General features: G+C 61.9%; 19 protein-coding genes and 4 pseudogenes. 17 read left to right on the plus strand and 6 right to left on the minus strand.

Annotation, left to right across the window (positions count from 1 at the left end; all coding sequences use genetic code 11):
- Positions 1 to 266: 266 nt before the first annotated feature.
- The 4 genes from AC3WQS_RS27005 (at position 267) to AC3WQS_RS27020 (ending at position 3,328) form a co-directional block, all read left to right on the plus strand.
- A complete protein-coding gene (locus AC3WQS_RS27005; RefSeq protein ID WP_492713399.1) occupies positions 267 to 725 on the plus strand; it encodes a hypothetical protein in 459 nt (152 codons plus the stop codon).
- Entirely contained in the window at positions 722 to 1,285 is a 564-nt protein-coding gene (locus AC3WQS_RS27010; RefSeq protein ID WP_492741589.1) for a hypothetical protein, read from the plus strand. Before AC3WQS_RS27005 ends, AC3WQS_RS27010 begins: the two co-directional genes overlap by 4 nt.
- Complete coding sequence (locus AC3WQS_RS27015) at positions 1,282 to 1,611, plus strand: hypothetical protein (protein ID WP_492713552.1); 330 nt, start codon at positions 1,282 to 1,284, stop codon at positions 1,609 to 1,611. The genes AC3WQS_RS27010 and AC3WQS_RS27015 overlap by 4 nt, the downstream gene beginning before the upstream one ends.
- A 406-nt stretch (positions 1,612 to 2,017) precedes the next feature.
- The gene (locus AC3WQS_RS27020; RefSeq protein ID WP_492713553.1) at positions 2,018 to 3,328 is read left to right on the plus strand and encodes a hypothetical protein; all 1,311 of its coding nucleotides are present in this window, start codon (positions 2,018 to 2,020) and stop codon (positions 3,326 to 3,328) included.
- A 181-nt stretch (positions 3,329 to 3,509) separates the two neighbouring features.
- Here the strand turns inward: AC3WQS_RS27020 and AC3WQS_RS27025 are convergent, their stop codons facing one another.
- Entirely contained in the window at positions 3,510 to 4,145 is a 636-nt protein-coding gene (locus AC3WQS_RS27025; protein WP_492713554.1) for a restriction endonuclease, read from the minus strand.
- A 417-nt stretch (positions 4,146 to 4,562) separates the two neighbouring features.
- On the opposite strand from AC3WQS_RS27025, the gene AC3WQS_RS27030 reads away from it, so the two are divergent.
- The 5 genes from AC3WQS_RS27030 (at position 4,563) to AC3WQS_RS27050 (ending at position 8,503) form a co-directional block, all read left to right on the plus strand.
- Entirely contained in the window at positions 4,563 to 5,711 is a 1,149-nt protein-coding gene (locus AC3WQS_RS27030; RefSeq protein ID WP_492713559.1) for an IS30 family transposase, read from the plus strand.
- A 73-nt stretch (positions 5,712 to 5,784) separates the two neighbouring features.
- Positions 5,785 to 6,324, plus strand: coding sequence for an SRPBCC family protein (locus AC3WQS_RS27035; RefSeq protein ID WP_492713555.1), 540 nt, complete (start codon positions 5,785 to 5,787; stop codon positions 6,322 to 6,324).
- 230 nt (positions 6,325 to 6,554) lie between these two features.
- Positions 6,555 to 7,400, plus strand: coding sequence for a hypothetical protein (locus AC3WQS_RS27040; protein WP_492713556.1), 846 nt, complete (start codon positions 6,555 to 6,557; stop codon positions 7,398 to 7,400).
- Positions 7,401 to 7,581: 181 nt separating this feature from the next.
- Positions 7,582 to 8,028, plus strand: coding sequence for a hypothetical protein (locus AC3WQS_RS27045; protein WP_492713557.1), 447 nt, complete (start codon positions 7,582 to 7,584; stop codon positions 8,026 to 8,028).
- A gap of 175 nt (positions 8,029 to 8,203) precedes the next feature.
- Positions 8,204 to 8,503, plus strand: a complete 300-nt coding sequence (locus AC3WQS_RS27050) for a hypothetical protein (RefSeq protein ID WP_492713558.1) — start codon at positions 8,204 to 8,206, stop codon at positions 8,501 to 8,503.
- Between the two features lie 204 nt (positions 8,504 to 8,707).
- Here AC3WQS_RS27050 and AC3WQS_RS27055 read toward each other — a convergent pair whose 3' ends face one another.
- A complete protein-coding gene (locus AC3WQS_RS27055; RefSeq protein WP_492712961.1) occupies positions 8,708 to 9,304 on the minus strand; it encodes an HNH endonuclease in 597 nt (198 codons plus the stop codon).
- A 623-nt stretch (positions 9,305 to 9,927) separates the two neighbouring features.
- Here AC3WQS_RS27055 and AC3WQS_RS27060 point away from each other — a divergent pair.
- Positions 9,928 to 10,065, plus strand: coding sequence for a TerD family protein (locus AC3WQS_RS27060; protein WP_492712960.1), 138 nt, complete (start codon positions 9,928 to 9,930; stop codon positions 10,063 to 10,065).
- A 615-nt stretch (positions 10,066 to 10,680) separates the two neighbouring features.
- On the opposite strand, the gene AC3WQS_RS27065 is transcribed toward AC3WQS_RS27060, so the two are convergent.
- Entirely contained in the window at positions 10,681 to 11,595 is a 915-nt protein-coding gene (locus tag AC3WQS_RS27065) for a LysR family transcriptional regulator (RefSeq protein ID WP_492712959.1), read from the minus strand.
- A 123-nt stretch (positions 11,596 to 11,718) separates the two neighbouring features.
- Between AC3WQS_RS27065 and mdlC the strand changes: the two genes are divergently transcribed.
- The 4 genes from mdlC (at position 11,719) to AC3WQS_RS27085 (ending at position 18,160) form a co-directional block, all read left to right on the plus strand.
- Positions 11,719 to 13,305 carry a benzoylformate decarboxylase gene (gene mdlC, locus AC3WQS_RS27070; protein WP_492712966.1) on the plus strand — a complete coding sequence of 529 codons (1,587 nt, stop codon included), beginning with the start codon at positions 11,719 to 11,721 and terminating at the stop codon, positions 13,303 to 13,305.
- Between the two features lie 37 nt (positions 13,306 to 13,342).
- Entirely contained in the window at positions 13,343 to 14,713 is a 1,371-nt protein-coding gene (locus AC3WQS_RS27075) for an MFS transporter (RefSeq protein WP_492712965.1), read from the plus strand.
- A 27-nt stretch (positions 14,714 to 14,740) separates the two neighbouring features.
- Positions 14,741 to 16,198 carry an aldehyde dehydrogenase family protein gene (locus AC3WQS_RS27080; protein ID WP_492712958.1) on the plus strand — a complete coding sequence of 486 codons (1,458 nt, stop codon included), beginning with the start codon at positions 14,741 to 14,743 and terminating at the stop codon, positions 16,196 to 16,198.
- A 717-nt stretch (positions 16,199 to 16,915) separates the two neighbouring features.
- The gene (locus tag AC3WQS_RS27085; protein WP_492712957.1) at positions 16,916 to 18,160 is read left to right on the plus strand and encodes an MFS transporter; all 1,245 of its coding nucleotides are present in this window, start codon (positions 16,916 to 16,918) and stop codon (positions 18,158 to 18,160) included.
- A 218-nt stretch (positions 18,161 to 18,378) separates the two neighbouring features.
- Here AC3WQS_RS27085 and AC3WQS_RS27090 read toward each other — a convergent pair.
- From AC3WQS_RS27090 to AC3WQS_RS27100, 3 genes and pseudogenes are all read right to left on the minus strand, one after another.
- Positions 18,379 to 18,474, minus strand: a pseudogene (locus AC3WQS_RS27090) (transposase); the annotation flags it as partial.
- 3 nt (positions 18,475 to 18,477) lie between these two features.
- Positions 18,478 to 18,618 (minus strand): annotated as a pseudogene (locus AC3WQS_RS27095) (IS256 family transposase); the annotation flags it as partial.
- A gap of 177 nt (positions 18,619 to 18,795) precedes the next feature.
- The gene (locus tag AC3WQS_RS27100; RefSeq protein ID WP_492712956.1) at positions 18,796 to 19,764 is read right to left on the minus strand and encodes a LysR family transcriptional regulator; all 969 of its coding nucleotides are present in this window, start codon (positions 19,762 to 19,764) and stop codon (positions 18,796 to 18,798) included.
- 184 nt (positions 19,765 to 19,948) lie between these two features.
- Between AC3WQS_RS27100 and dnaE the strand changes: the two genes are divergently transcribed.
- The 3 genes and pseudogenes from dnaE (at position 19,949) to AC3WQS_RS27115 (ending at position 24,837) form a co-directional block, all read left to right on the plus strand.
- Positions 19,949 to 23,449, plus strand: coding sequence for a DNA polymerase III subunit alpha (gene dnaE, locus AC3WQS_RS27105; protein WP_492712964.1), 3,501 nt, complete (start codon positions 19,949 to 19,951; stop codon positions 23,447 to 23,449).
- Positions 23,442 to 23,594, plus strand: a pseudogene (locus tag AC3WQS_RS27110) (IS1380 family transposase); the annotation flags it as partial. The gene dnaE and the pseudogene AC3WQS_RS27110, both read left to right, overlap by 8 nt.
- Before the next feature lie 78 nt (positions 23,595 to 23,672).
- Positions 23,673 to 24,837, plus strand: a pseudogene (locus tag AC3WQS_RS27115) (IS3 family transposase).
- Positions 24,838 to 25,132: the final 295 nt, after the last annotated feature.

A 25,132-nucleotide genomic window follows, 5' to 3' on the forward strand; every position in this document is an offset into this window, starting at 1 on the left:
GCGGTCGATCCTCAATCGTGGGATTTGGATGAGGGTTCGTATCGCGCGGGTGTGGATGCGCAGGCGGAGTGTTTCCGGTGCCCGCGTTTGGCGGATTGCCGGAAGGAGTTGTCGTCGATGGTGGCGGCGGGTACTCCGCCTCGGTCGATGATTTGGGCGGGTGTGCCGTTCAGTCATCGTGGCCGGCCGATTACCTCGGATGCGGTGTTGCGTTCGTACTATCGGCGGGTCGACGGGCATCGCGCCGCTTCTCGTGGGAGCGCTGCGTGAGCTCGATAGTGGGGTCTTTCGATCCGGTCTTCACACCGCCGCGCGACACAGTGGCACCGGAGGAGTCTGCGGCGCTGATCTTGACGTCGTTCGAATCAGCGTGGTCGGTGTACGGAATCCTCGCCGACACACACGGCCATGTGCCGGTACGGGACCGCTACGACCGGTTGTGGATCCTCGTCGAAGTCGCCGGCCGCCTGCGTAGTCGCCGCACCTTCATTCACGATCATCCGCACATCGGCGACTCACCGGATGTGTACGGGTTGATCGACGTGGACTCCCGCGCCATTCTTCATGCCCGCGATCTGATCGAAGCCCACGGCCCGTTGAGGGTCGACCCCTCCCATGCCGCGGTCCTCACCCCTATCCGTACCGGTGCGACGGATTCCGCGCACCATCCCACCTGCACGTCACAATCCTCGTTCGACGTCACCCGATTGGACTGCCCCACATGACAACACACCGCTTGCTCGACGAACTGAACAACCCCCACCGCCCCCTCCCCGACATCATCTACGGGATCAGTACCGGGGCCCTCCCATCCCCCGCCTCGACCGGCCTTCCCGCCGAACGATGGCAATGGCTCGCGGACCTCCTCACCCACCCGCTCTGGGGAATGACCGCGATCGTCGACGGACTCGACCACGTCTGCGCCCCCGTCGCCCGACTGTGCCAACTCACCGCCCACCCCATCCACCCCCTCAACGTGCGAGAACTGTGGGCCGCAGAACAACTCCCCACCACCGAACTCATCGCAGCGCATTCCCCGCACGAGGACGGTCACTGGGAAGTCCTCAACACTGCACTGGAGCTGATCACCGACGGACTCGACCACTGCAACGGACTCGAGACCTCCGGGATCGAAGCAGTCACCTCAGCATTCACCGCAGTCATCACCGCCCAGGACCCTGCCACCGCCCGCACGACTATCACTGCGGCCGTCGAACACTGGATTCATCCCACATGCACCACCGGCGCATCATCTGTTTCCACACAGTTGGGGGCAGCATCATGACAACAACATCGCATCGATCGCCGCTGATCGAATCCATGATCAGCACCGCCTCCACAGCGCTCCTGAAAGAAGTAGGAATCACCTTCCCCACCGACGCCGAGATGGCCGAGGTACGCCAACTCGCCGAAACGATCGTCCGGGACACCGTCGACGCGCTCGCAGGCCCGCGCGATTTGTCGGTCGGGATGCGCGACAACCTCATCGACGTTGCAGATCTCGTTGCCTCCGATCCGGAAACTGCGTCGGTCGATCAGATTCACGAGGTCGCGGTTGCGCTGCGCGGGCTTCTGGATCTGCACATCCCCGTTCGAGCGAATCCTTCGTGATAGCGCTCGTTCTCGCTGTCACGTTGGGGTGTGCAGGTGTTGTGGGAGCAGTGTTTTCGCTTCGCCCCACACGTTCCTGACATTAGACACGCGACAGATCCGCACATCGCGGGCCGGCGTCCGTCACAGACCGCCAGCGGCAACTGACCTCGATAAACACCCGGCCTGACCCGAACACCGCCGAAAAGAGAGGCCCCGCCACCACCCAGCGTGACATCCGAAAACCCCTGACACACAACTCCATAGACGCAGTCCAGAAACGACGAAACCCCCTTACGGGGGTTCGCCACACACTGAGCCAAATCAACAGCAAGCCAGGCCCGGCTCGCTGTCACTGATGAAGCCGAAGTAACCGCTCCACCTTCTGTACTGCACTACTTCTTCACTCACATGAAGGGATTTACCTGTGACAGGTACATCTCAGGGTAACGCACACCCTGAACCAGCTTCAACACTTCCACACAACACAATCCCCCACCGCTCACCCTCAACGCGCCACGCCCCGATCTCCGACGACGAATGGGCCCACGCCGTACAACAAGCCACCGAAAACGTCACCCGCATCGAAACACTCAACCGAACAAGCAACCAACGCGGAAACTCCTGGTCCCTCCCCATCCCCGACGGCGCCTACAGCCGTACCCCCACCTGGACCAGCCGCACACATTGGCAACACCAAGTCCGCACCCTCCTCAATTGCCCCACCGGCGCAACACTCTGCGCAACCCATGCGATCAGCACCGAAGCCGTCTTCGCCGTCGCCGTCACCCATGCCTCCCTCGCCGAAAGCGCAACCGGACGATCAGTGACCGCCTCACGCGAGACCATCGCCCACCGGGCAGGAGTGAGCACCTCCACAGTCAAACGCGCCCGACGAGTCCTCACGGCCCTCGGAGTCGCGGTAGAACTCGTCCGCGGTCGCTACCTCAGCCGCCTGGAAGCCATGGCCGCGGAATCGCACCACAGCCGCCGCCAATTCCGTGCAGCATCGACGTGGGCGCTCACCACGCCCCGCACGGTAGCGACAAGCGTCACCCCTCCCTTCATGAAGCCCAGAAAACCCTCCCGAGCCACACTGCGCACCAACGCATACCGGTCCAAAACCACCACACGGAACCATCCACAATCCGGCCACCGTGACCCCCTATCCCCCTCCGGGGGATTTGCACTTAAAGCTCTTGCTTTCAAAATCTCACCAACGCGCACACAAACGCACGCGGGCAAGACAACACACCAACCAACAACCACACCCCGCCCCATCCACCTCCAACGCGCAGCCGCCGAACTCATTGCCCACGCACCAACACTGAAACCAGCCGGCCACATCGGAACAATCTGCGACACCCTCCAACAAACCGGAATCGACACCACCCGATGGACCGGCCGCGACATCGCACGCCAACTCACAGCAGACACCCAACGACGAGGCTGGATCTGGCCCAGCGACATCGCCCAGCCGGCCGCATTTCTACGCTGGAGACTGGCCCAGATCAGCTGGGCAGCGGCCACCCCGACCGAGAAGGCTAGCCAGCATGATCACTTTCGACTTGCGGAACAAGCAGCGAGACGCGCAGAAATCCACGCCCGAGACAAACACGCCGCTACGCGAGCAACCCGGGCCCGCATCCTTCAAACCCTCTCGATGCGCACGCCCCTTCTGCCCGCGCCGCGGCAACAGAACCATTCACCACGCTTTCAAGTGAGACCTGCCGGCTAGCTTGTTCGACGATCCTGAACGCCCCGAGCCACATATCCCATCCTCCTCAAGTCTTCCGCTGACCGGGGTCTTCGCACTATCCGGTCTCAAGCACCCTCTCGGCGTGGCCTCTCCGATGGAAATAGCTGCGCTTGACCCGTAGTAAGTGCTATGAAGCTCGACTGCGATCTGCGAGATAAATTCACCACGCAACCGGCATGTTGAGGACACTGACAAGCAACAACACCGTTCCGAAGACCCGAAGGGGACCCGAGGAAGCAAAGACGACGACAGTTATGCCCGCGCACGCACCTGCCGTGAAGGCGATCACGGAAATCAGGCGCCATCGATCGTCGAAGAACGGCCACAACCACCTTGTCCACAAGGCACGCAAGAGCGGCCAAACTGCAAGGGACCATATCGCGGTCAACGTAGGCCACAGAACTCGCGACCAGAAACTCTGCTTGCGATGTGGTCCATCGAGTACAAGCGTGGCGGCGCACTTGTTTCTGGCGACCAACGTCCCCATAGGTTCGTAAATGAACAGCGCGATCTGATTTCGATCGGCGTAGTCGATCGCCGGCTTCGAATAATCCGATGCGGCAAAGAAAAGCAGTTTCTTCGAGATATCTTGTCCGCGTGCTCCATACAGCGCTTGTAAGTCCTGACGCCCGACCATCCCTCCTCGCCATTTCACCTGAGCCAGCGCTCGCGATGACGAGACGTCGATTCCGCCATCGGGTCCTGCAGCAGTTACTCGGGCGTCAGCGAACCCCAGTTCGCGCATCCGGACAGCAGCATTCACTTCCGCCTCTTGCGGTGTATGGATGTGTGGCACGTCTGTCTCCAGCGGGGCGTAGGTACTTGAAATATCGCTGACTCCATCGATCCATTACAAAGCGCTGTCGATGCCCCTCCCGGTGTTGCCGGCGCTCGGGATGTATGAGTTGGCGCAGCCCCCGCCAGGAATTACCGTCGCGGGTTCCGGTCGTTGCTGGCTCAACTCGGGCTCAAGAAGCACCCAGTCTGACCGCAACGATCTCGGCCGATTCCCGCCGAAGCGCCGGACACCACCGAGTTCCCACGACCGTTAGGCGTCCCATGTGCCAACTGCCTTGCGAACACGAATGAAGCGGTGCCCGGCTATGTGCGACGCCAAGAACGACGACACTCGCTTGCATTTGGCTGACGTTCTTGGTCTCAACAGGTCAATGCATCACTACTGGTGGGATGATGCGTGACCGTGGAGGCGTGGATGGGCAGCAAGGCATTGGGATTCACAGTGGAACAGGAGAACCTGATCTGGGATCTGCATCGCCGTGGAGAATCGCTAGGAGAAATCGAGCGGATCCTCGGAGTGACGATGCCCCGAATTTTTCGTTTCCTACGTGAGTCCGGAGGTATCCGACCGGTCCCACGAGCACGGCGGGCCGGCCACATCACCGCGGTCGAAAGAGAAGAAGTTTCGCGAGGAATCGCCGCCGGCGACAGTGCTCGAACGATCGCCGAGAAACTCGGAAGATCCCCGTCCACGATTGCACGCGAGATCGCCCGCAACGGCGGGCGCGAGAACTACCGGGCGGTCGAGGCCGATACCGCCGCTTATGTCCGCGCCCGCCGACCCAAAATGCCAACGCTGTCTATGCGGCCAATTCTGCGGGAAACCGTCACCGCGAAACTCCACGAGCAGTGGTCGCCGCAGCAGATCTCCGTCTGGCTCCGGCGCGAGCACCCGGACGATCCGCAGATGTGGGTCTCGCACGAGACGATCTACCGATGCCTCTACATTCCGTCGCGAAAAGCTCTCGACAGCAAGCTTTTTCACGAACTGCGCACCGACCGGCCGATTCGTCGACCGAGGGGAAAGAAACGCTCCCACGGCCGTGGGCGGATACGAAATATGGTCTCCATCGATCTTCGAGGAGCTGCGGCCAACGATCGTAGCGAGCCCGGGCACCTGGAGGGTGACCTCGTGTTCGGCACCAGGCCGTCAGCAGTCGCGACGCTGGTAGATCGGCAATCACGCGCCACCCGTGTGGTGGCCCTGCCGGACGGCCACCGAGCCGAGACGGTCGCCGATGCGGTGATCGCTTATCTATCGCAACTGCCTGCGCATCTGCGGAGGTCGCTGACCTGGGATCGGGGACGGGAAATGGCCGAACACGAGCGGATCTCCGCTGCTCTCGACATGCCCGTCTACTTTTGCGCGCCGCATCATCCGTGGCAACGCGGGACGAACGAAAACGCGAACGGGTTGCTGCGTCAGCACCTGCGCAAGAACGCTGACCTGCGCAGTTTCACCCAAGATGACTTGAATGCGATCGCGGCGAGACTCAACGATCGGCCTCGGCGTGTGCTCGATTGGGACAGTCCGCGTCAACGAGAAGCGCTCTTGCCCGGATAGCCCGCAGCGGGTTAGTCCTTGACGTTTGCGACGCTATGGCACCGCCCTCAATCTTCGGACACGGTGCGATTACGTGGCTACTCTCACCACCATGCCGAAATGGTTCGAGTTGCAGCCGTGTGACGAGTCTTTCCTGACCGCCGCGCCGATGATCAATCGATTTTCGGTCGAACTTCCGGTTTCCTCGGAAACTGCGTGGCTGGAGATGACCCAGGCTGGGGCGCTGTCATGGTGCACGTTCATCACGGGATCGCGCTACCTCACACCGCAACCGCTTGGCGTCGGTACCGTGCGCGAGTTGTCAATGATGCCGTCCTCGATCAAAGCGAAGGAACACTACTTTCTATGGGACGAAACGCCGAATGCCCACTATCGCAACACTTTCTATGTCTCCGAATTCACGGCACCGGGGTTACACCGATTCGCTGAGGACGTGCTGATCGAGCAACTTGTGGCAGGGAGCAGACTCACGTGGACATTTGCGATCGAGCCGAAGCCAGGGTTTCGTGCGCCGCTTAGGTTCGGTTCCGCGATCATCACGAATGCCTTGCGCCGGACTGTGAACGAGACGAAGACGTACTTTGACGGGCTCTCCGCAAGGTCCCACAACTGAGGTCCCTCTTTCCGGTACTTCCATCGCGATTCAGTGCTGCAGCTGGCGCGCATGAACATCTGCTGAACGTGCCTCAACTATCCTCGGTGATGCGTTGACCTGTTGAGACCAAGTTGGTATTCCGGAAAGATCGGCACATCGCAACGGTGGGGACGACGACGCCGCCATAGTGTCGTCTCCTGCGCGAACGCAGAAACCCGTGTCAGACTGCGTACCTACGATTCCTCAACATGATTGCACTCATCTCGGCCATTACCGCAACTGTAATGACATTCGGTTTCAATTTCCTCCTCAACATACAGCTCAAACAGCGCGACGAGCGGAGGGAAGGACGCGCTCGAATGTTCAAGAATTCAGTACCTGAACTCCATAACGCCTTGATCCAATACTTACAAATGAACGACGAGACCGGTTGGACGAGCTGCCACGACACCGAAATGCTCGAACACCATCTACTGACTCTCTACCGAGACGCAGTAGTCACAGGTGCACCAGAAACTGCTCTATGCAACATATTTCGTGAACTCGCATTAGAGTTGCAGGCACAGCGCTTCAAAGATGCGGTCACTGATAATGTGCCCCGATTTACGCGGACAGGCGGACCCGCGAAGCGGAACTACGACTACGTCATGCAAGCTGCGCGCCACACCGACATCTTCAGGCATTGGCTTGATCTGCAACTACTTCGCAAGTCCCGCCGGGTCGACACAACGCACCTCGAGCTGATCGAAATCGACAGAGAGAAGGCGGGCGAAGATCTTTCGAGATATGACGAGCCTGAGGTCATAAACGGCGACGCCTTACGTCGCTTACTCGGAGAAGGATTCCTCGATTGCCGCGTGGTCGAGAATTCTCGACTGCCCGGCCAGATGTTTGACATCAAAGTCACCAATTCTGCAGTCCAAGATGCTTGTATCTCAGGATGGCTGAGCCCTGTCGACGTTCATCCGCTTGCAGACGACACATACACAGTCCGCTGCTGGACGAACAAACCGACGGCACTGGTCGACGAATTCCCCGGAGTGCAATTTGATGAGGCAACTTTGCCCGCTAAGAGCGAGAAGTTCCTCGACTGATAGTCCGATCGAGTGTCCTATCTTGGCAAATGCACATCAGTTATGACGGCCGGAGGGGGCGCTGCTGTGTGATTTCGGTTCGTACTTCAGACGATCATCACCAGCAGATGATGGAATCGTCTGATTGAAGCGGTACAACTGATCGATGCGGTACAACTGATCGATGCGGTACAACTGATCGATGCGAACAACGCTCTCCCACCACCGCGGTCGAGTAATGGTTGCCGTTGCCGCCGTCGTTTTGGTCGTGGCGGGAAGTCTGTGGTGGACGAAGACCATTGCCTTCACCTCGACCACAGCCGTGCAGTTCAGTATCGATCCATTTGAAGCTCCAGACGATTCGAGGAGCCAAACCTTCATTGCCGCCGCGAATTTTCCTGAAGAACTGCCATCAATCGGAGAACGCCTCACACAAACCTTGGGCGGCAATGCGTCCGACTACGAGTCAGATCTGACAATCACTGCATCCGACGCACCCGGACTCGCTGTGACCGCCCGCGGCCGAACACCCAGCGTTGCAAGAACACTGGCGACCGACGCGGCAACAGCACTCCGTTCAATCCTGGAAGAACTCAACACGACGGACATCCTCGCCATCACATTCACTGTCATCCCGCCGACAACCTGACCGATCCATAATCGTTGGTCTCCGAGTCAGTGCTCGAAGGTCCCCTCAACGACATCGCTTCCGCGCACCCGGATGAAATATTTGCTCGTTGCGGCCCAACATCGCACCGCCTCAGAGCGCTGCTTTGTCTGGTATCTGTAGATCACCAGCAAGGCGACACAATAAGGGCACACTCATGAACCACGGCCGTACCACGTTGGGACAATTTCTCACCTACATGATCCTAGGTACCGCCATGATGGCCGCCATCACTGTCTGGTTTCCGTACCTTCAGATTGGGCTGGCCGTGGTGACGGCAGCAATTGTCTTCGTGCGCGCTCGTCGCCTTTCCCATGCTCAGCGCCTTCAGCAAGAACTGGCCGCGGCAGAGCAACAGCGGCGCGTATCACGCGCTACCGCAGAGGCCGAAATGCGCTATTTGAAACACAATCCATTCGAACGCCGCCAGCGTAGACAACTACCTAACCAATGGTGATTCGTTGCTTCGTGGCGCTCGCGGCATGGGCAACGGACCGTGGAGTACGAGTGGTTTGGCCACCGCCTCGATAGTTACGCGTCCGTGCTGGCCGCTCACCGTGCAGACAGCAACTTGCCGCCCGCCCAGACAAGTACCCGCCCTCGCCCGATGCCCGTCCGTGAAATAGGTTAGTGCTGACTCCACGGGTGGGCCGGCGATCGATCACCATGATCGAACAGCGGCATCATAATGCTCGCGCAACACAATTGGATCAGGTCCGGGAACGACCGGGGTCCCTCGCAGTTCTCGGTAATGCGGGTATCGGTCCAGCCCCGGATGCATCACAAGAACTAGGTTTTCCGGATCAATCGTGACTCGACCTGCGTCGAACAACTGGTGGATATCGGCGCGCAGCAAGATGCCGTCCTTCAGTTCGTGAGTCCCATGCTCGGCGAAGGGTCGAATGTGGGCAGCCTCGAGTATCTCGGCCGGGCAAGGTCCCGTCACCGCGCATACCAATCCGTATCTCTGCAAAAGCGCACGGCGGAACTTGCTTTGCCCCTTGCGAATTCGGACAATTGCCTCGCCATGGCCTCCCGAGATCAGCGAAGACCTTGTCGACTTCCCCACGGCAAGTACTGCCAAATCCTCTGGGGCCGAGACGGAAATCCGGTCAAGTAGCTTCATCAGGCCATCGACGCGGCAGGGCCGAATCGCGTTCTGTGCCACTCCATCCAACAGTGGCTCCAACTCTCCGAACGTGATCGCACCGTCCAGCGCCTGCCAACTCGACCCGTACATCGCGGTGTACTCGGTCACCGGTTCACTGCGTTTGATCGGGCTGTCGAACTCGCTCTTGCAATGTCGACACACGTGGACGCCTCTACCTTTGCGGTACTCGACTCCTGTCCGGTCACAACTTGGGCACCGAGAACGTTCTTTCGTCGTCCGCCTCGTATGGATATCGGCGATTCGCGAGATTCCGAGGACAACCTCCTCATCGCGAACGACTACCAAATCGTCTACCTTAATCTGCAGTCGATAGGCTACCCCGCTGTCGTATACGTAATGCGACCCGAGGACGTCGCGGTAACCATCGTTGCTCTGCCAACGACGTTCACCTGATATCGACAAAAATACCCATGCCCGCACTGCTACCCCATCCAAGAAGTCGACAACCAACCTGCCGATGACGCGAACTTACGTGTCCCCTACGACAGAGCGTGGAACAAACTTAACCTGGTGGTGATGGAGCTGGTCACGCTGAAAGGGCACACCGCGATCGTCCGCCTGTACCGTCTGAATGCCGGCGGTGAAACCGACCGTCGAAATGTCCTGATTTGATGTAGCTGAAACCGGTACGACCAGGGAGCGCATCACGTGCAATTGAGCAAGGGACAGAATGCTCCACTCGATCAGGCCGAGATCACTGTGCACTGCACATGGCACCAACGACCGAGATCGAAGCCGACATATCAGCGCTCCTGCTCACCCCCGACGGGAAGGTGCGCGGTGACTTCGATTTCGTGTTCTACAACCAGGCCGAATCCAGAGACGTTGTCTCGGCAACGACCGATTGATGGACGCACGACTTCGAACGGAGTGCCCGGTGGTTTGAGGGATCAATAGTCGTCGACGACAAGATGAGGGAATCGGTACCATCCGCCCCCCGATGTCTTCCAATCGGAGCTGATTGAAGATCTTGTCGGACACACCATCGGGTGCATACATCCAGCCGGGATTGCTCATGATGTCCAAACCATCTCGTGCGTCATAGAAGTAGACGTGGCCTTGACTGCTGACGTTGGCGTAGGAGATGTCGAATCTGCCGATCCGCAGATCACAATGATACCCATCGGAATAGGGATCGTCAGGTTCTTGAAGTAGTTGCTGTGCAACGGATTCGAAATCGGTCCGGTACTGATGGGCAGCAAGGCATTGGGATTCACTGTGGAGTCGTGTTCTCACCGCGATCGGTCTCGGGTCGTTGTGCTCACTTCCTGCCGGCGCGCCGTTGGGAATGGCAGCAATCCCGACAGGTAGGGGCGTCCTCGCGGTCGGCAAGCAAAACATCCGCGTCGCGGCGCCGAAGACGTGGCGGCTCGCATTCGCAACGTCGACTGCGGTGGTCGTGGCGATGATCGTCACTGCTGCGTGGACCTCCGACCCAACTTTTTCCCGGCCCCGCGGGGGCGTCAGGGTGTCCGATCTCCGGCGGGAATGTGTAGGACGTCGGCGATCAGCTCCCGTAACCAATCGACGCCCGGCGAAGGCAGTGCCCGCCGCACCGTATAGAGCGCGACCTCGACGTTCGGGATCTCGACGGGCAGCACGAACGTGCGGACCGGCGACGACCGGGTGAACAGCTCCGCCACCCGGCGGGGCACAACCGCGAGGTGCCGAGTCTGCGCCACCAGTTCCGGCAGCACCGCGAAGTGGGGTACCCGTACGGCGATGTCCCGGTGACGCCCCATTCTCGCGAGAGCCTGATCTGCGTCCACGTGGCCGGCCGCGGCGTCGACGACGATGTGCCGTTCGGCGAGAAACTCCCCCAAATCGGGTTCGGGTCCGATCCGCGGATGCCCGAGGGCGCACAGTCCGAGGTAGCCCTCGCGGAACAGGGGGTCGCGGCGCAGATCGGGTGCGTCGATGCGCGGTGTGCAGATGACGGCATCGACCCGACCTTGGCGCAGTTCCTCTGCGGCACTGGCGAAATCGAGTGGCGTGATCTGCACGGTGCAGCGTGGCGCGCGGGTTTCCAGTGCTGCGAGTACCGCGGGAAGCAGCGAGATCTCACCGAGGTCGGTGGCACAGATCCGGAAGGTCCGATCCGACGTCCGGGCGTCGAATTGCCCGACACCGGAGACGGTCTCGTCGATGACCTCCAGCGCCTGATGCAATTGCGGATACATGCTCAACGCGAGGGCGGTGGGTGCCAGACCGTCCGGCGACCGAGTGAACAGGTCGTCGTTGAACTCGCGGCGCAGTCGGCGGAGGGAATGACTGACCGACGGCTGCGTGATGAACAGGACTTCCGCGGTCCGGGTCACGCTGCGCGTCTCGTAGAGCAGCACGAATGTCCTAATGAGATTGAGGTCCAGGTCGGCCATATCTCACACTATAGATCCGATCTATGCATTGATCGACAACATTCATTGGACCAATGACGACAGCCTCCCTACCGTGGTTCAGGTCACACCGCGAGAAGCATATGAAGAATGGGAGAACATCTGATGGCCGACGTGAGCGAAGCGACCTACGACCTGCTGAGGGCGCACGGCCTGACCACCATCTTCGGGAACCCCGGATCCAACGAGCTTCCCTTCCTCGCCGGCATGCCCGAGGACTTCCGCTACATCCTCGGACTTCACGAAGGCGCCGTCCTGGCGATGGCCGACGGGTACGCCCAGGCACGCGGCAGCGCGGCCTTCGTCAATCTGCACGCCGCTGCGGGCACCGGCAACGCGATGGGGTCGCTCACCAACTCGGTGTATTCGCACAGTCCTTTGGTCATCACCGCCGGGCAGCAGGTGCGCTCGACTATCGGCCAGGAGGTGATGCTCGCGAACGTGGACGCACAGTCACTGCCGCAGCCGCTGGTGAAGTGGTCGTGCGAACCGGCGTGCGCGCAGGATGTGCCGCGAGCGATCAGTCAGGCCATCCACATCGCAAACCTGCCCGCGAAGGGTCCGGTCTACGTATCAGTGCCGTACGACGACTGGGCGCAGGAAGCACCGGCCGAGACGAAGCACCTCCTCACCCGCACCACGGCCGCGGCGGGTTGCCTCAGCGCAGAACAACTCGCCGCCCTCGTGGAAGCCCTGGACAGCGCCGAGAACCCCGCCCTCGTACTAGGACCCGAAGTCGATGCCGAATCAGCCAACGAAGACGCAGTGCGACTCGCGGACGCACTCGGAGCCCCCGTCTGGCTCGCGCCATCCCCGTCACGTTGCCCGTTTCCCACCCGGCACCGCAGCTTCCGCGGGGTACTCCCCGCCGCCGTGCAGGGCCTCACCGACGCCCTCGCCGGGCACGACTTGATCCTCGTCGCCGGCGCCCCCGTGTTCCGGTACCACCAATTCGTCCCCGGCGAATACCTGCCCGACAGCGCCCGGCTCATCCACCTCACCAGCGACCCCGGCGAGGCCGCCCGGGCCCCGATGGGCGATGCGCTGGTGGGCGGTGTCCGCGACGCACTGTCGCGACTCGCGGACGGGGTCACGCCCGGTCGCCGTCCTGCCCTCGCTGCACTACCCGACTTCCCGGCGGCGCGGACGTCGACCGAGCGGGTACATCCCGAGGAACTGTTCGAACTGCTGCGCGGCACCGCGCCGGACGACGCCGTGTACGTCAAGGAGTCGACGTCCACCACCGGAGCGTTCTGGGCACAGGTGGACCTTTCCCACCAGGGCAGCTACTTCTTCCCCGCGTCGGGTGGGCTCGGCTTCGGACTGCCCGCCGCGATCGGGGCGCAACTGGCCCATCCGGACCGGCAGGTGATCGGCCTGATCGGAGACGGGTCGGCCAACTACGGCATCACCGCTCTGTGGACTGCGGCGCAGTACGACATCCCGGTGATCATAGTGATCCTCAAGAACGGAACCTATGGCGCGCTGCGCTGGTTCTCGACAGTGCTGGGCTCCGGCGAGACGCCCGGCATGGACGTCCCCGGGATCGACTTCACCGCCCTCGCCGCAGGTTACGGGGTGGCAGCCACCGCGGTGCGGACCGGCGACGACTTCGTCCGCGCGTTCAAGACCGCCCTCGGCAGCGGAAAGCCTGCCGTCATCGAGGTCGAGACTGACCTCACCGAACCCTGATCGCCCACTCGTTCCCTCGGCAGCGACGCTGCCCCACATCGGGAGTAAGCCTTTGTCCCAGAACCCGCTGTCCCAGAACACAGTTACCTCGATCGTCTCCAACGCCCGCCTACGTCCGTTCCATTACGGTGTCGTGGCCCTGTGCTCACTGCTGATGATCATCGACGGTTACGACATGGTCTCCTACGGCACCGTGATCGTCCATTTGATGGACGAGTGGAACATGGACCCGGTCACCGCGGGCACCCTCGGATCCATGGCGCTCATCGGCATGTTGATCGGCGGTCTGTTCGTCGCGCCGCTCGCCGACCGCTACGGCCGACGGCCGCTGATGCTCATCTGCGTGACGGTGGCGAGCCTGGCATCGTTCAGCTGCGCCTTCGCCGGTGCGCCTGCACAACTCGGCATACTTCGTCTCGTCGTCGGTGTGTCGCTCGGCGCGCTCGTGCCCAACTTCACGGCTCTGATCGCCGAACTCGCCCCCCGAACATCGAAGGCTCTGCTCGTCACCTTCGTGTCGTCTTTCTACTCCGTCGGTGGCATCGCCGCCGCGGTGTTCGCGATCAACGTGGAGCCGCTGTGGACGTGGCGTGGGGTGTTTTATGTGGCGGGCCTGCCGCTCCTGTTGCGGCCCCTGCTGCTGAAGTATCTGCCGGAATCGCCGGAGTTCCTAGCAATCAACGGTCGGCAGGACAAGCTCGAGGAGGTGCTGTCCAAGGTCGATCCCGACCGCGACCTGAGTGATGTGATGGCCACTCCACGTCCCGCCGTTCGGAAGGCGCCTGTTGCACAGCTCTTCACCAACGGAAATACGATGAACAGCTTCCTGATCTGGATCTTCTTCGCGATGTGCATGCTGTTGAGTTACGGACTCAACACATGGCTACCCAAACTGATGCAGACAGCCGGGTACGCATTGAACTCCGCGCTGTGGACCCTGGTCGTGCTGAACCTCGGCGGCATCGCCGGCGCGATCTTCGGTGGCTGGCTGGCCGACCGCTGGACCTACCGGAACACCCTGATCACGTACTTCTCCCTGGCATCTCTGTCGCTGGTGGGACTGTCGTTCAATCCGCCCTCCGCACTGCTCAACGTGCTGTTGTTCGTTGCCGGCGGGGCGACCATCGGCGCGCTGGCCATCATCCACGCCTTCGCCGTCGAGTTCTATCCGACCGAGGTACGGTCGACCGGCGTCGGATGGGCAGCGGGCATGGGACGAATCGGCGCGATCGGTGGCCCCACCCTCGGTGGCGCACTCCTCTCCCTTCACCTGCCGTTCCAGCAGAACTTCCTCGTCGTCGCCGTTCCAGGAATCATCGGCGCGATCGCGGTGGCAATCGTCGCGAAACGCAAGTTTCGCTCCCCCCCAACCGAATCCACGACTCCGTCGCCCGTATTCGCGTCCTGACCGACCTCACCGAAAGAAGGATCGACGATGAGCCTCCTCGACATCGACTGGGAGAAGAAGGTCTTCACCGGCAGCTGGATCACCGCCGACGGCGCGTCCGCGGAGGTGGTGGAGCCCGCGACCGGCCACATCCTCGGCCACGTCGGCACCGCGACCCCCGCCGACATCACCGCCGCCTGCACCAAGGCTGCTGCTGTCCAGCAGGATTGGGAGAAGACTCCATTCGAGGAGCGGGCTGCGATCCTGCGCCGCGCAGGTCAGCTCTTCGAAGAGCACGCCAACGAGATCGAGACATGGATCGTCCGGGAGGCCGGATCGATTCGCACGAAGGCCAGCCTCGAGACGCACACCGCGGCCCAGGAATGCTACGAGGCCTCGGCGTTGCCGTCACACCCGAAAGGTGAGGTGCTGCCGTCCGCCGACGGGCGGCTGAGCTTCAGCCGCCGGATCGCGGCGGGCGTCGTCGGAGTCATTGCCCCGTTCAACTTCCCGCTGATCCTCTCGATTCGGGCTGTGGCACCCGCACTGGCGCTGGGCAACTCGGTCATCCTGAAACCCGACACCCGAACCGCCGTGTGCGGCGGCGTCGCACTGGCCGCGGTGTTCGCGGCCGCGGGGGTACCGGACGGCGTCTTCCAGATGCTGCCCGGCGGTGCCGATGCCGGTGCCGCTCTCGTCGCCGACCGGCACACCCGCGTGATCGCGTTCACCGGTTCCACATCGGCGGGACGGAAGGTCGGCGAGTCCGCGGCCGCGCACCTCACGCGGGCGCACCTCGAGCTCGGCGGAAACAACGCCCTCATCGTCCTTCCCGACGCCGACGTCACCAGGGCCGCCTCGGCCGGCGCCTGGGGTGCCTACCTTCACCAGGGGCAGATCTGCATGGCTGCCGGCCGGCATCTGGTTCACGAGTCGGTGGCCGACGAGTACGTGGCGGTGCTCGCCGAGAAGGCACGAGCACTCCCCGTCGGCAACCCGTACACCGACGAGGTGGCACTCGGCCCGATCATCGATGCGGTGCAACGCGACAATGTCCATCGACTCGTGTCCGAGAGTGTCGCGGCCGGAGCGACGCTCGTCGAGGGCGGCACCCACGACGGACTGCTCTACCGTCCGACCGTCCTCGATCACGTGAAGCGCGGCACCCCCGCGTTCTGCCAGGAAGTGTTCGGTCCGGTCGCCCCCGTGCTGCGGTACACGACGATCGACGAAGCCGTGGAGATCGCCCGCGACACGGAGTACGGATTATCACTGAGCATTCTCGGCGCAGATGCGATGGCAGCGTGGGAAGTCGCGCAGCAGATTCCGACCGGACTGGTGCACATCAACGACCAGACCGTCGGCGACCACGCGCACATCCCGTTCGGCGGAATGGGCTCGTCCGGAAACGGCGGACGCGTCGGAGGTGCAACCGCGAATCTCGAAGCGTTCACCGAACTGCAGTGGGCCACCATCCAGGGGCCGATTCAGCAGTACCCCTTCTGAACCGACAGGCCCGACGCCCTACCGCGGTCAGCCCCGGTAGGGCGGGGCAACTCCCCAGTCCCAGTACGGTACGGGGTGCGCGGTCGACCACCTCGGCACCCGGACTCGAATTCTGCAGAGCCAACCTGGTCCCCCATTCGACGTAGGCCATGAGCGGACCGGAATTCGGGATCGGCAGGCCGCCCGGCCTCAGCATCTAGAGGTATTGAACTGTGGAAACGACACGTCCCTCCATTTTTCGGGAGATAGGAGCAGGGGCCCGATCGGAGCGGCAGCCAGCCTGTCGGGGTGTTGGCTACGTTCAACACACGCTGGAATTCGGCCAGTACCGAGTGCATGCCGAACATCGCGCGGCCCTCCGCGGTGGCAGTGTCGATCCCCTGCTCGGTTGTGCAATGGGGAGGGCCGCCTGCCCCTCCCCGCTATCGGAGGCTCGTAATCGGTTGACCGCGCGCGGAACCCACTGGTGCGCTGCCTTGAATTCGTACTGTTCGGCGGCGGTGTCGATGGTCAATCGGGAGCCGAAGTGCGGGCCTGCGCCGACGCTGTCGGTAGAGTCGCTCCCCTGTCACCATATCGACTACTTCTGTCAAATTCGCAATGCCTAACAACCGTCCCGGGCTCAGTACCATATCGGGAGTGCTCGACTACAGTCCCCGTCATGGGACGGGACGGACCTGTGGAGTCGGACATGTGGCGGCATCGTGAGTAGAAGCAATGAGTGAGCTTTCTCCGACAGTCAATCGTTCATCGTTTCGCCGCTTCCTCACGGCCGCGGTGATCAGTTCGGCCGGCTCGTCGGTGACAGCGGTGGCGATGCCCATTTTGGTAGTGCAGCTTCTAGACGCGACGCCCTTCGAAGTGGGTGTGGTGAATGCGGCTCAGTTCATCCCTTATGCGGTGCTCGGGTTGTTCGCGGGGGTCTATGTCGATCGTTGGCGGCGCAAGCCAATTCTCGTGTGGGCCAGCGTCGGTCGAGTGGTGGTGCTCGGTGCCGTCCCCCTCCTGTGGCTCGCCGGCCTTCTGCACATCTGGGTTCTGGTCATCGTGTTGCTCTTGTTCGGCTCCTGCTCGGTCTTCGGCTTCGCTGCGATGCAGTCCTTGTTGCCCCGGCTGGTTCCACGCAGTCAACTGGTGCAAGCCAACGCTCGACTCGACCAAGCCGACGCAGCAGCAACGACATTGGGGCCAACAGTCGGAGGCGCACTCGTAGGCCTGCTCGGCGCTCCCGTCGTGATCGCCGTCGACGCAATCAGCTACCTCGCTGAGGCCGCACTCAATTCCGGTCTCGACGTCGACGAGCGTCGACCCGCTTCTCGCTCCCGCAACCTGATGAACGAAGTGCGTGAGGGTCTGAGATTCACGTATCGCCACCGCACTCTCAACCCGCTCGCGATATCGACACACGTGTGGTTCTTCGCCAACGGAGCTGCGTTGACTGTGCTGTCTCTGTTCGCTCTCCGCTCGCTCGGGTTCAGCGCCTACACCTACGGTTTGCTGCTGACGACGTTCGGTGTCGCCAGCCTCCTCGGAGCGTCCAGTGCACACGCGCTCGGCACGCGTATCGGATCAGGGCGAGCAGTCATCCTCGCCCGCACGGTATACCCCGTCACCTGGCTTCTCGTGGCCTTCGCGACGGACACGGGTGCCGGCCATGTGCTGCTCTTCGCGGCACTGGGCCTGCAAGGGTTGGCGGCAGGCGCGGAGAACGCGAACGAGATGGGCTATTGGCAAGCACTCACCCCCGATGAGCTTCTCGGGCGCGTGAATGCCGCCCGGCGTTCCGTCAACCGCACCATGGCCGCCCTTGGTGCCGTGACAGCAGGCCTGTTGGTCGGCGTGATCGGCGAACGCCCCACCCTGATCGGCGTCACCCTCGTGTTCGCCATCGCGGCAGGCGCACTGGCGTTCTCTCCGCTGCGACGCTCGGCGCGCGATCTCGGACCTCGAAACGAGCGTTAGCGAGGGGTTGGAACCGTTGTTGGACTGTTCCTGCGTTTAAGCCTCCAGCGAGCGGTTCAAATCCTTTCTAGCGGGAGCTCAACAGTGCTCTTCCGATACAGCCATCATGCCGCGGCGGTGCGCACTTCGCTGCCTCGTTCGATCGGCGAGGTCACGAAACAGTCATCCCAGGGGCTGTTATCAACGATCCAGTGTGTCCGTTTGCAGATGAATTGCGCCTCACCACCGGTTCCAGCCCACAATCCGAGCACGTCACGGCTGCCGTCGACGCTGACGCCGATCGCGGCACAAGTTGGCCGGTTCGCGACCTGACCGGTTTCCTCGTTCAACGCCGTTTCCAAAACAGTTTTGCTGAACTGTTTGAGCAGCCCGTCCGACCCGATCAGCGACAAGCCCTGCTCCTTGGCGAGTCGCGCCATCTCCGCGGCCCACCGCAGCTTCCGCCGACGGCGGTTCAGCCCTCTTCGTCGCCTGCATCGTCCAGAGTTGTCATCTCGGCGCCTCCTAGCCGAGCGTTCACTTAGCTAGTCGGGCCAGAACACCGATTTAGAGACAGTCCCAGATGCCCTGCAGTGCAGGACTTTTCTGCTGTAGACGCCGACTGGCGGATGCACCTGCAAAGTGTGCGGCAATTATCAGACGAAGAGTGAACGATCTGGCTCCGGTATCCACGCAACATTGACTGCGTTGCCACCGTAATTGCTGGTGATGAAGTCGCGTAGGGGCGCTAGCTGCGGATGACCAGTTGCCGAATTCTGCCACAACAGCGACATGGGATAGGCGGGAGTGGGATTGGTGATCGGGATTCGCCGAATGCCGGGATGCCAAGGTGTAGTGGTTCCTTCTCCCCCGAAAGTGACCAGTGTGGTCGAGACGGAGATGCGGTCGACGATGCTCGCGAAGCCGATGCCGTCGGGGTGACGTTCCGTATCGATGACGATTCCACAATATTCGCTCAGTTGGCGATAGAAGTCGGCCACTTCAGATCCGAATCCGGCGCCGGGCACCCAGGCTGTATAGCCAGCGAGGTCATGAAGTTCCACCTGGTCGTGGTCAGCGAGCGGGTGGCCTTTACCAACCAGGAGATGTAACGCATCCAAGCAGGCAGGTGCAGCGGCGATGTGAGATGGGAGCGGGCGAATGTGCCAATGTGCACGCGCGAACGCTGCGTCCACGCGGCCGTCGATGACCGCATCCCGCGATGTCAGTGACGGGCCGGCCATGATCAGTTCGATTTCTGCGTCAGACCGCTGTTCAAGATAGAACCGCATCAAGTTCGCGTCAGCGATTTGATTGCCGTGCACCGCAACTCGGAGAACCGGCGAGTCCCGAACTGCCGTAATCGCCGCGTCGGCAGACGCCAAAATCAACCGCGCGTGGGGAAGGAACCGGCTACCGACTGCGGTCGCCGTGACAGCACCGTGACGGCGCTCGAACAAACGCGTTCCCAGCTGAGTTTCGAGTTTGGCAATCCGCTTGGACACCGCCTGCTGGCTTATCCCCAACACCGACGCGGCCAGACCGAATTGACCTTCGTCGCTGACCGCCACCACCGCCCGTACCGCAGACAGATCCAGATCCAAGACCGCCACCTGCTTCCACATCCACTAGTTGTCGTCAGTGCGTGTTGTTTGTTCGACGCACATGCACTCGAACTGGTCATATACCTACCATGTTGCCGGGATCTGGACTGAAGCATGACAACCAAATCGTGTTCCCTCCATTGAGCGGACGGCAATCGTGAGTCGGTCTTCGTTCGTTCATCTTCACAATCACACCGAGTACTCGATGCTCGACGGTGCGGCCAAGGTCGGCGCCATGTTCGAGGAGGCCGCTCGTCTCGAAATGACCGCCGTCGGCATGACCGACCACGGAAACATGTACGGCGCCAGCCAGTTCTACAACGAAGCCAAGAGTGCCGGCATCAAGCCGATCATCGGCATCGAGGCCTACATCGCGCCGGAATCCCGCTTCAACACCAAGCGAGTTCTGTGGGGCGATCGCAGCCAGAAGTCCGACGACGTCTCCGGTAGCGGCGCGTACACCCACATGACGATGGTCGCCGAGAACGCGACCGGGCTCCGGAACCTCTTCAAGCTGTCGTCGCTCGCGTCCATCGAAGGCCAGCTCGGCAAGTGGCCCCGGATGGACGAGGAGCTCATCGCAGCGCACGCCGAGGGCATCATCGCCACCACCGGGTGCCCGTCGGGTGAGATCCAGACGCGTCTTCGTCTCGGTCACGATCGCGAGGCTCTCGAAGCTGCCGCGAAGTGGCAGGAGATCTGGGGACCGGACAACTTCTTCCTCGAACTGATGGACCACGGTCTTTCGATCGAGCGCCGTGTGCGCGAGGGGCTGCTCAATATCGGTCAGCAGCTCGGTATACCGCCGCTCGCGACCAACGACTGCCACTACGTCACCAAGGACGCCGCCGAGAACCACGAGGCGCTGCTCTGCATTCAGACGGGCAAGACGCTGTCCGATCCCACGCGCTTCAAATTCGACGGCGACGGCTACTACCTCAAGTCCGCTGCCGAGATGCGCGCCATCTGGGACGCCGAGGTGCCGGGTGCGTGCGACAACACTGTTGCCATCGGTGAGCGTGTGCAGTCGTACGAGGACGTGTGGGCGTTCCACGACCGCATGCCGATCTTCCCGGTCCCGGAGGGCCACACGCAGCAAACCTTCCTGCGCACCGAGGTGATGCGCGGGCTGGACCGCCGCTTCCCGAGCGGACCTCCGCAGGAGTACCTCGCTCGCGCCGACTACGAGATCGGCGTCATCAACGAAATGGGCTTCCCGGCCTACTTCCTCGTGGTCGGCGACCTGATCAACCATGCCAAGGACGTCGGGATCCGCGTCGGGCCCGGCCGTGGATCGGCCGCCGGTTCGTTGGTGGCCTACGCGATGGGCATCACCAACATCGACCCCATCCCGTACGGGTTGCTGTTCGAGCGATTCCTCAATCCCGAGCGCGTGTCCATGCCCGATATCGATATCGACTTCGATGATCGCCGTCGCGGCGAGATGGTTCGCTACGCGACGGACAAGTGGGGCAACGACAAGGTCGCCCAGGTCATCACCTTCGGCACCATCAAGACCAAGGCAGCCATCAAGGACTCGGCTCGCGTCCAGTTCGGCAAGCCGGGCTTTGCCATCGCCGACCAGATCACCAAGGCACTCCCGCCGCCCATCATGGCCAAGGACATCTCGGTTTCCGGTATCACCGATCCGAAGCACGAGCGGTACAAGGAGGCCGTCGAGGTACGGGCGCTCATCGACTCCAGCCCGGACGTCGCGAAGATCTACAAGACCGCGGTGGGTCTGGAAGGGCTGATCCGTAACGCCGGTGTGCACGCCTGCGCGGTCATCATGTCGTCCGAACCGCTCACCGACGCTATCCCGGTGTGGAAGCGCGCCCAGGACGGCGCCATCATCACCGGTTGGGACTACCCCTCGTGTGAAGCCATCGGTCTGCTCAAGATGGACTTCCTCGGCCTGCGAAACCTCACGGTCATCGGCGACACACTCGAGAACATCAAAGCCAACCGCGGCATCGACCTCGACCTCGACACGCTCGCCCTGGAGGACGAAGCTACTTATACGATGCTCGCTCGTGGAGACAATCTTGGTGTCTTTCAACTCGATTCGGCAGGCATGCGCGAGTTGCTGCTCCGCATGGCCCCGACCGAGTTCAACGATCTCATCGCATCGAACGCCCTCTACCGACCCGGTCCGATGGGTGTCGGCGCGCACTGGGCGTACGCGGACCGCAAAAACAGTCGTGAGTCGGTGACACCGATCCATCCGGAACTTGACGAACCGCTCCGCGAAATTTTGGGCGAGACGTACGCACTGATTGTCTACCAGGAGCAGATCATGCAGATCGCCCAGAAGGTGGCCGGCTACACCCTGGGGCAAGCGGACCTTCTCCGCCGCGCCATGGGTAAAAAGAAGCTGTCCGAGCTGGAAAAGGCGTACGCCGGTTTCCGGCAGGGCATGTTGGACAACAACTTCAGCGAGGCCGCCGTCAAGGCGCTGTGGGAGGCTGTGCTGCCGTTCGCCGGCTACGCCTACAACAAGTCACACGCCGCCGGGTACAGCCTGGTCATGTACTGGACCGCCTACCTCAAGGCGAACTACCCGGCCGGTCTACTCACCTCCGTCGGAGACGACAAGGACAAGACCGCAATCTATCTGTCAGACTGCCGGGCGAGGGGCATCACTGTACTGCCTCCCGACGTCAACGAGTCGGTTGTGAACTTTGCGTCCGTCGGCGACGACATCCGTTTCGGTATGGGTGCGGTCCGCAACGTCGGCGCCAACGTCGTGGCTTCGATCATCAAGGCGCGTACCGAGAAGTCGAAGTTCACCGATTTCTCCGACTACCTCGGCAAGATCGACGCGATGGCCTGCAACAAGAAGGTCACCGAATCTCTCATCAAGGCCGGTGCTTTCGACTCCCTCGAACACCCACGGAAGGGTCTGATGTTGGTTCATGCCGACGCCATCGATTCCGTGATGAGCACCAAGAAAGCTGAGGCGGTCGGACAGTTCGACCTCTTTGGCGGGGCTGAGGCTGACGAGTCGATCACGTCGGTGTTCGACGTCAAGATTCCCGAGGAAGAGTGGGATTCCAAGCATCGCCTGGCGCTCGAACGAGAGATGTTGGGACTGTACGTCTCCGGGCACCCTCTCGACGGCATCGCCGCAGCGCTCACATCACTCACCGACACCTCGATCGCGGCAGTCCACGCCGGGAAGGTCCGCAACGGCCAGAAGATCGTGATCGGCGGCATCGTCGCGGCGGTCGACCGCCGCGTGAACAAGAAGGGCGAACCGTGGGCGATCGTCGAAATCGCAGATCTCGATGCTGCAACCGAGATGCTCGTTTTCTCCGCCACCTACACCAACTTCCAGCACGTCCTCACCGAGGACTCCATTCTGCTCGTTGCCGCAAACGTCAACATCCGCGTGGGCAGGACTTCGATCGTCGCAGTCGACATCTCCTCGCCCGACCTGGGAAATGGCGGACCATCTTCCGCCCCGATGACCCTCACGCTCCCGGTGCACGTGTGCACACGCTCCAACATCGAAGCTCTTCGCGACGTTTTGCGGTCTCACCCCGGGGACACCGATGTGCACATCGCGCTGGCCGGCAGTTCGACGACACTGTGGGAAACGGATCCTCGGTTCCGGGTCCACAAAAGTCCCGCCCTGTTCGGAGATCTCAAAGCCTTGTTCGGAGTCAACTGCCTGACAGCAGTTGCCACTGCAGGGAATGCGTAGATCGGGGCAGCGGGCTATCGGCCGCATCGTCTTCGACGACCCCAATCTGATCAGCCCAGCAGGCCTCGTGCCGACAATGGCATCAGCTCAGAAGGTCGGCCTAGTCGAACTCGCCGACAGCCACATCTCCATCCCCACCGCCAAAGACGTTAGATGCTGGAGCGAGGGTGGGGTGTACCAATGATCTTGGACAGTGAATCTCGGGATGAGAGAGGATCTGTACATGACCGAGAAGCGTCGTCAGTTCAGCCCGCAGTTCAAGGCGGAAGCGGTGCAAATGGTTGTCGGACTGGGACGTTCACTCGCCGCTGTCGCCCGGGACCTGGAGATCAATCCGGGCACGCTCGGTAACTGGGTCAAGGCGTGGCGCGAGGAGAATCCCGACCCCGCGACCGCGACGAACCCGGTGGAGGCGGCACGTGTGGCGGAGATGGAGTCAGAAATCCGCAGGCTGCGGATGGAAAACGAGTTTCTGAAAAAAGCCGCGGCCTTCTTCGCCAGGACACACCCGTAGCCGAGCGCTGCGCGTTGATCGAAGCGGAGAAGGTCAACTACCCGATCGACTGGATGTGCACACTGTTGGATGTGCCGCGGTCGACGTTCTATGTCTGGCGTGTCCGGGTCGAGACACCGACCGCCTCGCGCAGGCGAGGGTTGCGCGAGCAGGTCAGGCGGGTGTTCGACACGTCGCGGCAGACGTACGGGTGCCGGCGCGTGGCCGCCCAGTTGAATCGGGACGGTATCGAGGTCAGCGTCGGCACAGTCGCCGGCATCATGCGCGAGCTGAGATTGTGCGCGGTGCAACCACGTGCATACAAGCGGACCACGATTGCCGGCGAGGTGGCGGCGATCCCGGACCGATCGACCGGGACTTCACCGCACAGGTTCCGGGCGCGCGTCTGGTCGGTGACATCACCTACCTACGCACCAGTGAGGGATGGTTGTATCTGGCGACGGTGATCGATCTCGCGACGCGGATGGTCGTCGGATGGCAGACCGCGTCGCACATGCGCACGTCGCTGATCGTCGACGCGTTGCAGATGGCCGTCACCGGTGGGCACGTCAGGACGGACGCAGTGTTCCATTCAGATCGCGGAAGTCAGTACACATCAACGGAATTCGCAGAGTTCGCCGAGTCGAGGTACGTGCGAACCAGTGTCGGACGGACAGGGGTGTGTTGGGACAACGCGGCGGCCGAGTCGTTCTTCGCGACCCTGAAGAACGAGATGTACTACCGACGAACGTTCGGCACCCGGAGCCGGGCACGGTTCGCGGTCGCCGAGTACATCGAGGTGTTCTACAACCGACAACGGCTGCATTCGACGCTGGGCTATCGCACCCCCGCGGAAACCCTCGCCGAGTATCGAAACGCAGCATCAGCTGCCTGAAACCGCCGAGTCGCTGTCCAAGAACCTTGACACACTCCAACCACCCGATGGACCGGCCGCGACATCGCCCGCCAACTCACCACAGACACCCAACAACGAGGCTGGACCTGGCCCAACCACATCCCACGACCAAGCGCATTCCTACGCTGGCGAATGACCCAACTAGATTGGACCGTCATCTCCCCGACGGAACGGAGACTCGAACACGATCGCTTTCGGCGCTCGGAACAATCCAAACGACGCGCAGAACTCCGAAAGCGCGATGCGAGCAGAGCGACGGAAAGATCGCGAATCG

It is taken from the genome of Rhodococcus sp. FW305-130 (genome assembly GCF_058788335.1).

Bases quoted from the DNA above. Each gene is read 5' to 3' on its own strand.
- AC3WQS_RS27010 (WP_492741589.1), top strand. From the start codon at position 722: ATGACAACACACCGCTTGCTCGACGAACTGAACAACCCCCACCGCCCC.
- AC3WQS_RS27015 (WP_492713552.1), top strand. From the start codon at position 1,282: ATGACAACAACATCGCATCGATCGCCGCTGATCGAATCCATGATCAGC.
- AC3WQS_RS27030 (WP_492713559.1), top strand. From the start codon at position 4,563: ATGGGCAGCAAGGCATTGGGATTCACAGTGGAACAGGAGAACCTGATC.
- AC3WQS_RS27040 (WP_492713556.1), top strand. From the start codon at position 6,555: ATGATTGCACTCATCTCGGCCATTACCGCAACTGTAATGACATTCGGT.
- AC3WQS_RS27045 (WP_492713557.1), top strand. From the start codon at position 7,582: ATGCGAACAACGCTCTCCCACCACCGCGGTCGAGTAATGGTTGCCGTT.
- AC3WQS_RS27050 (WP_492713558.1), top strand. From the start codon at position 8,204: ATGAACCACGGCCGTACCACGTTGGGACAATTTCTCACCTACATGATC.
- AC3WQS_RS27060 (WP_492712960.1), top strand. From the start codon at position 9,928: ATGGCACCAACGACCGAGATCGAAGCCGACATATCAGCGCTCCTGCTC.
- AC3WQS_RS27065 (WP_492712959.1), bottom strand. From the start codon at position 11,595: ATGGCCGACCTGGACCTCAATCTCATTAGGACATTCGTGCTGCTCTAC.
- mdlC (WP_492712966.1), top strand. From the start codon at position 11,719: ATGGCCGACGTGAGCGAAGCGACCTACGACCTGCTGAGGGCGCACGGC.
- AC3WQS_RS27080 (WP_492712958.1), top strand. From the start codon at position 14,741: ATGAGCCTCCTCGACATCGACTGGGAGAAGAAGGTCTTCACCGGCAGC.
- AC3WQS_RS27085 (WP_492712957.1), top strand. From the start codon at position 16,916: ATGAGTGAGCTTTCTCCGACAGTCAATCGTTCATCGTTTCGCCGCTTC.
- AC3WQS_RS27100 (WP_492712956.1), bottom strand. From the start codon at position 19,764: ATGTGGAAGCAGGTGGCGGTCTTGGATCTGGATCTGTCTGCGGTACGG.
- dnaE (WP_492712964.1), top strand. From the start codon at position 19,949: ATGCTCGACGGTGCGGCCAAGGTCGGCGCCATGTTCGAGGAGGCCGCT.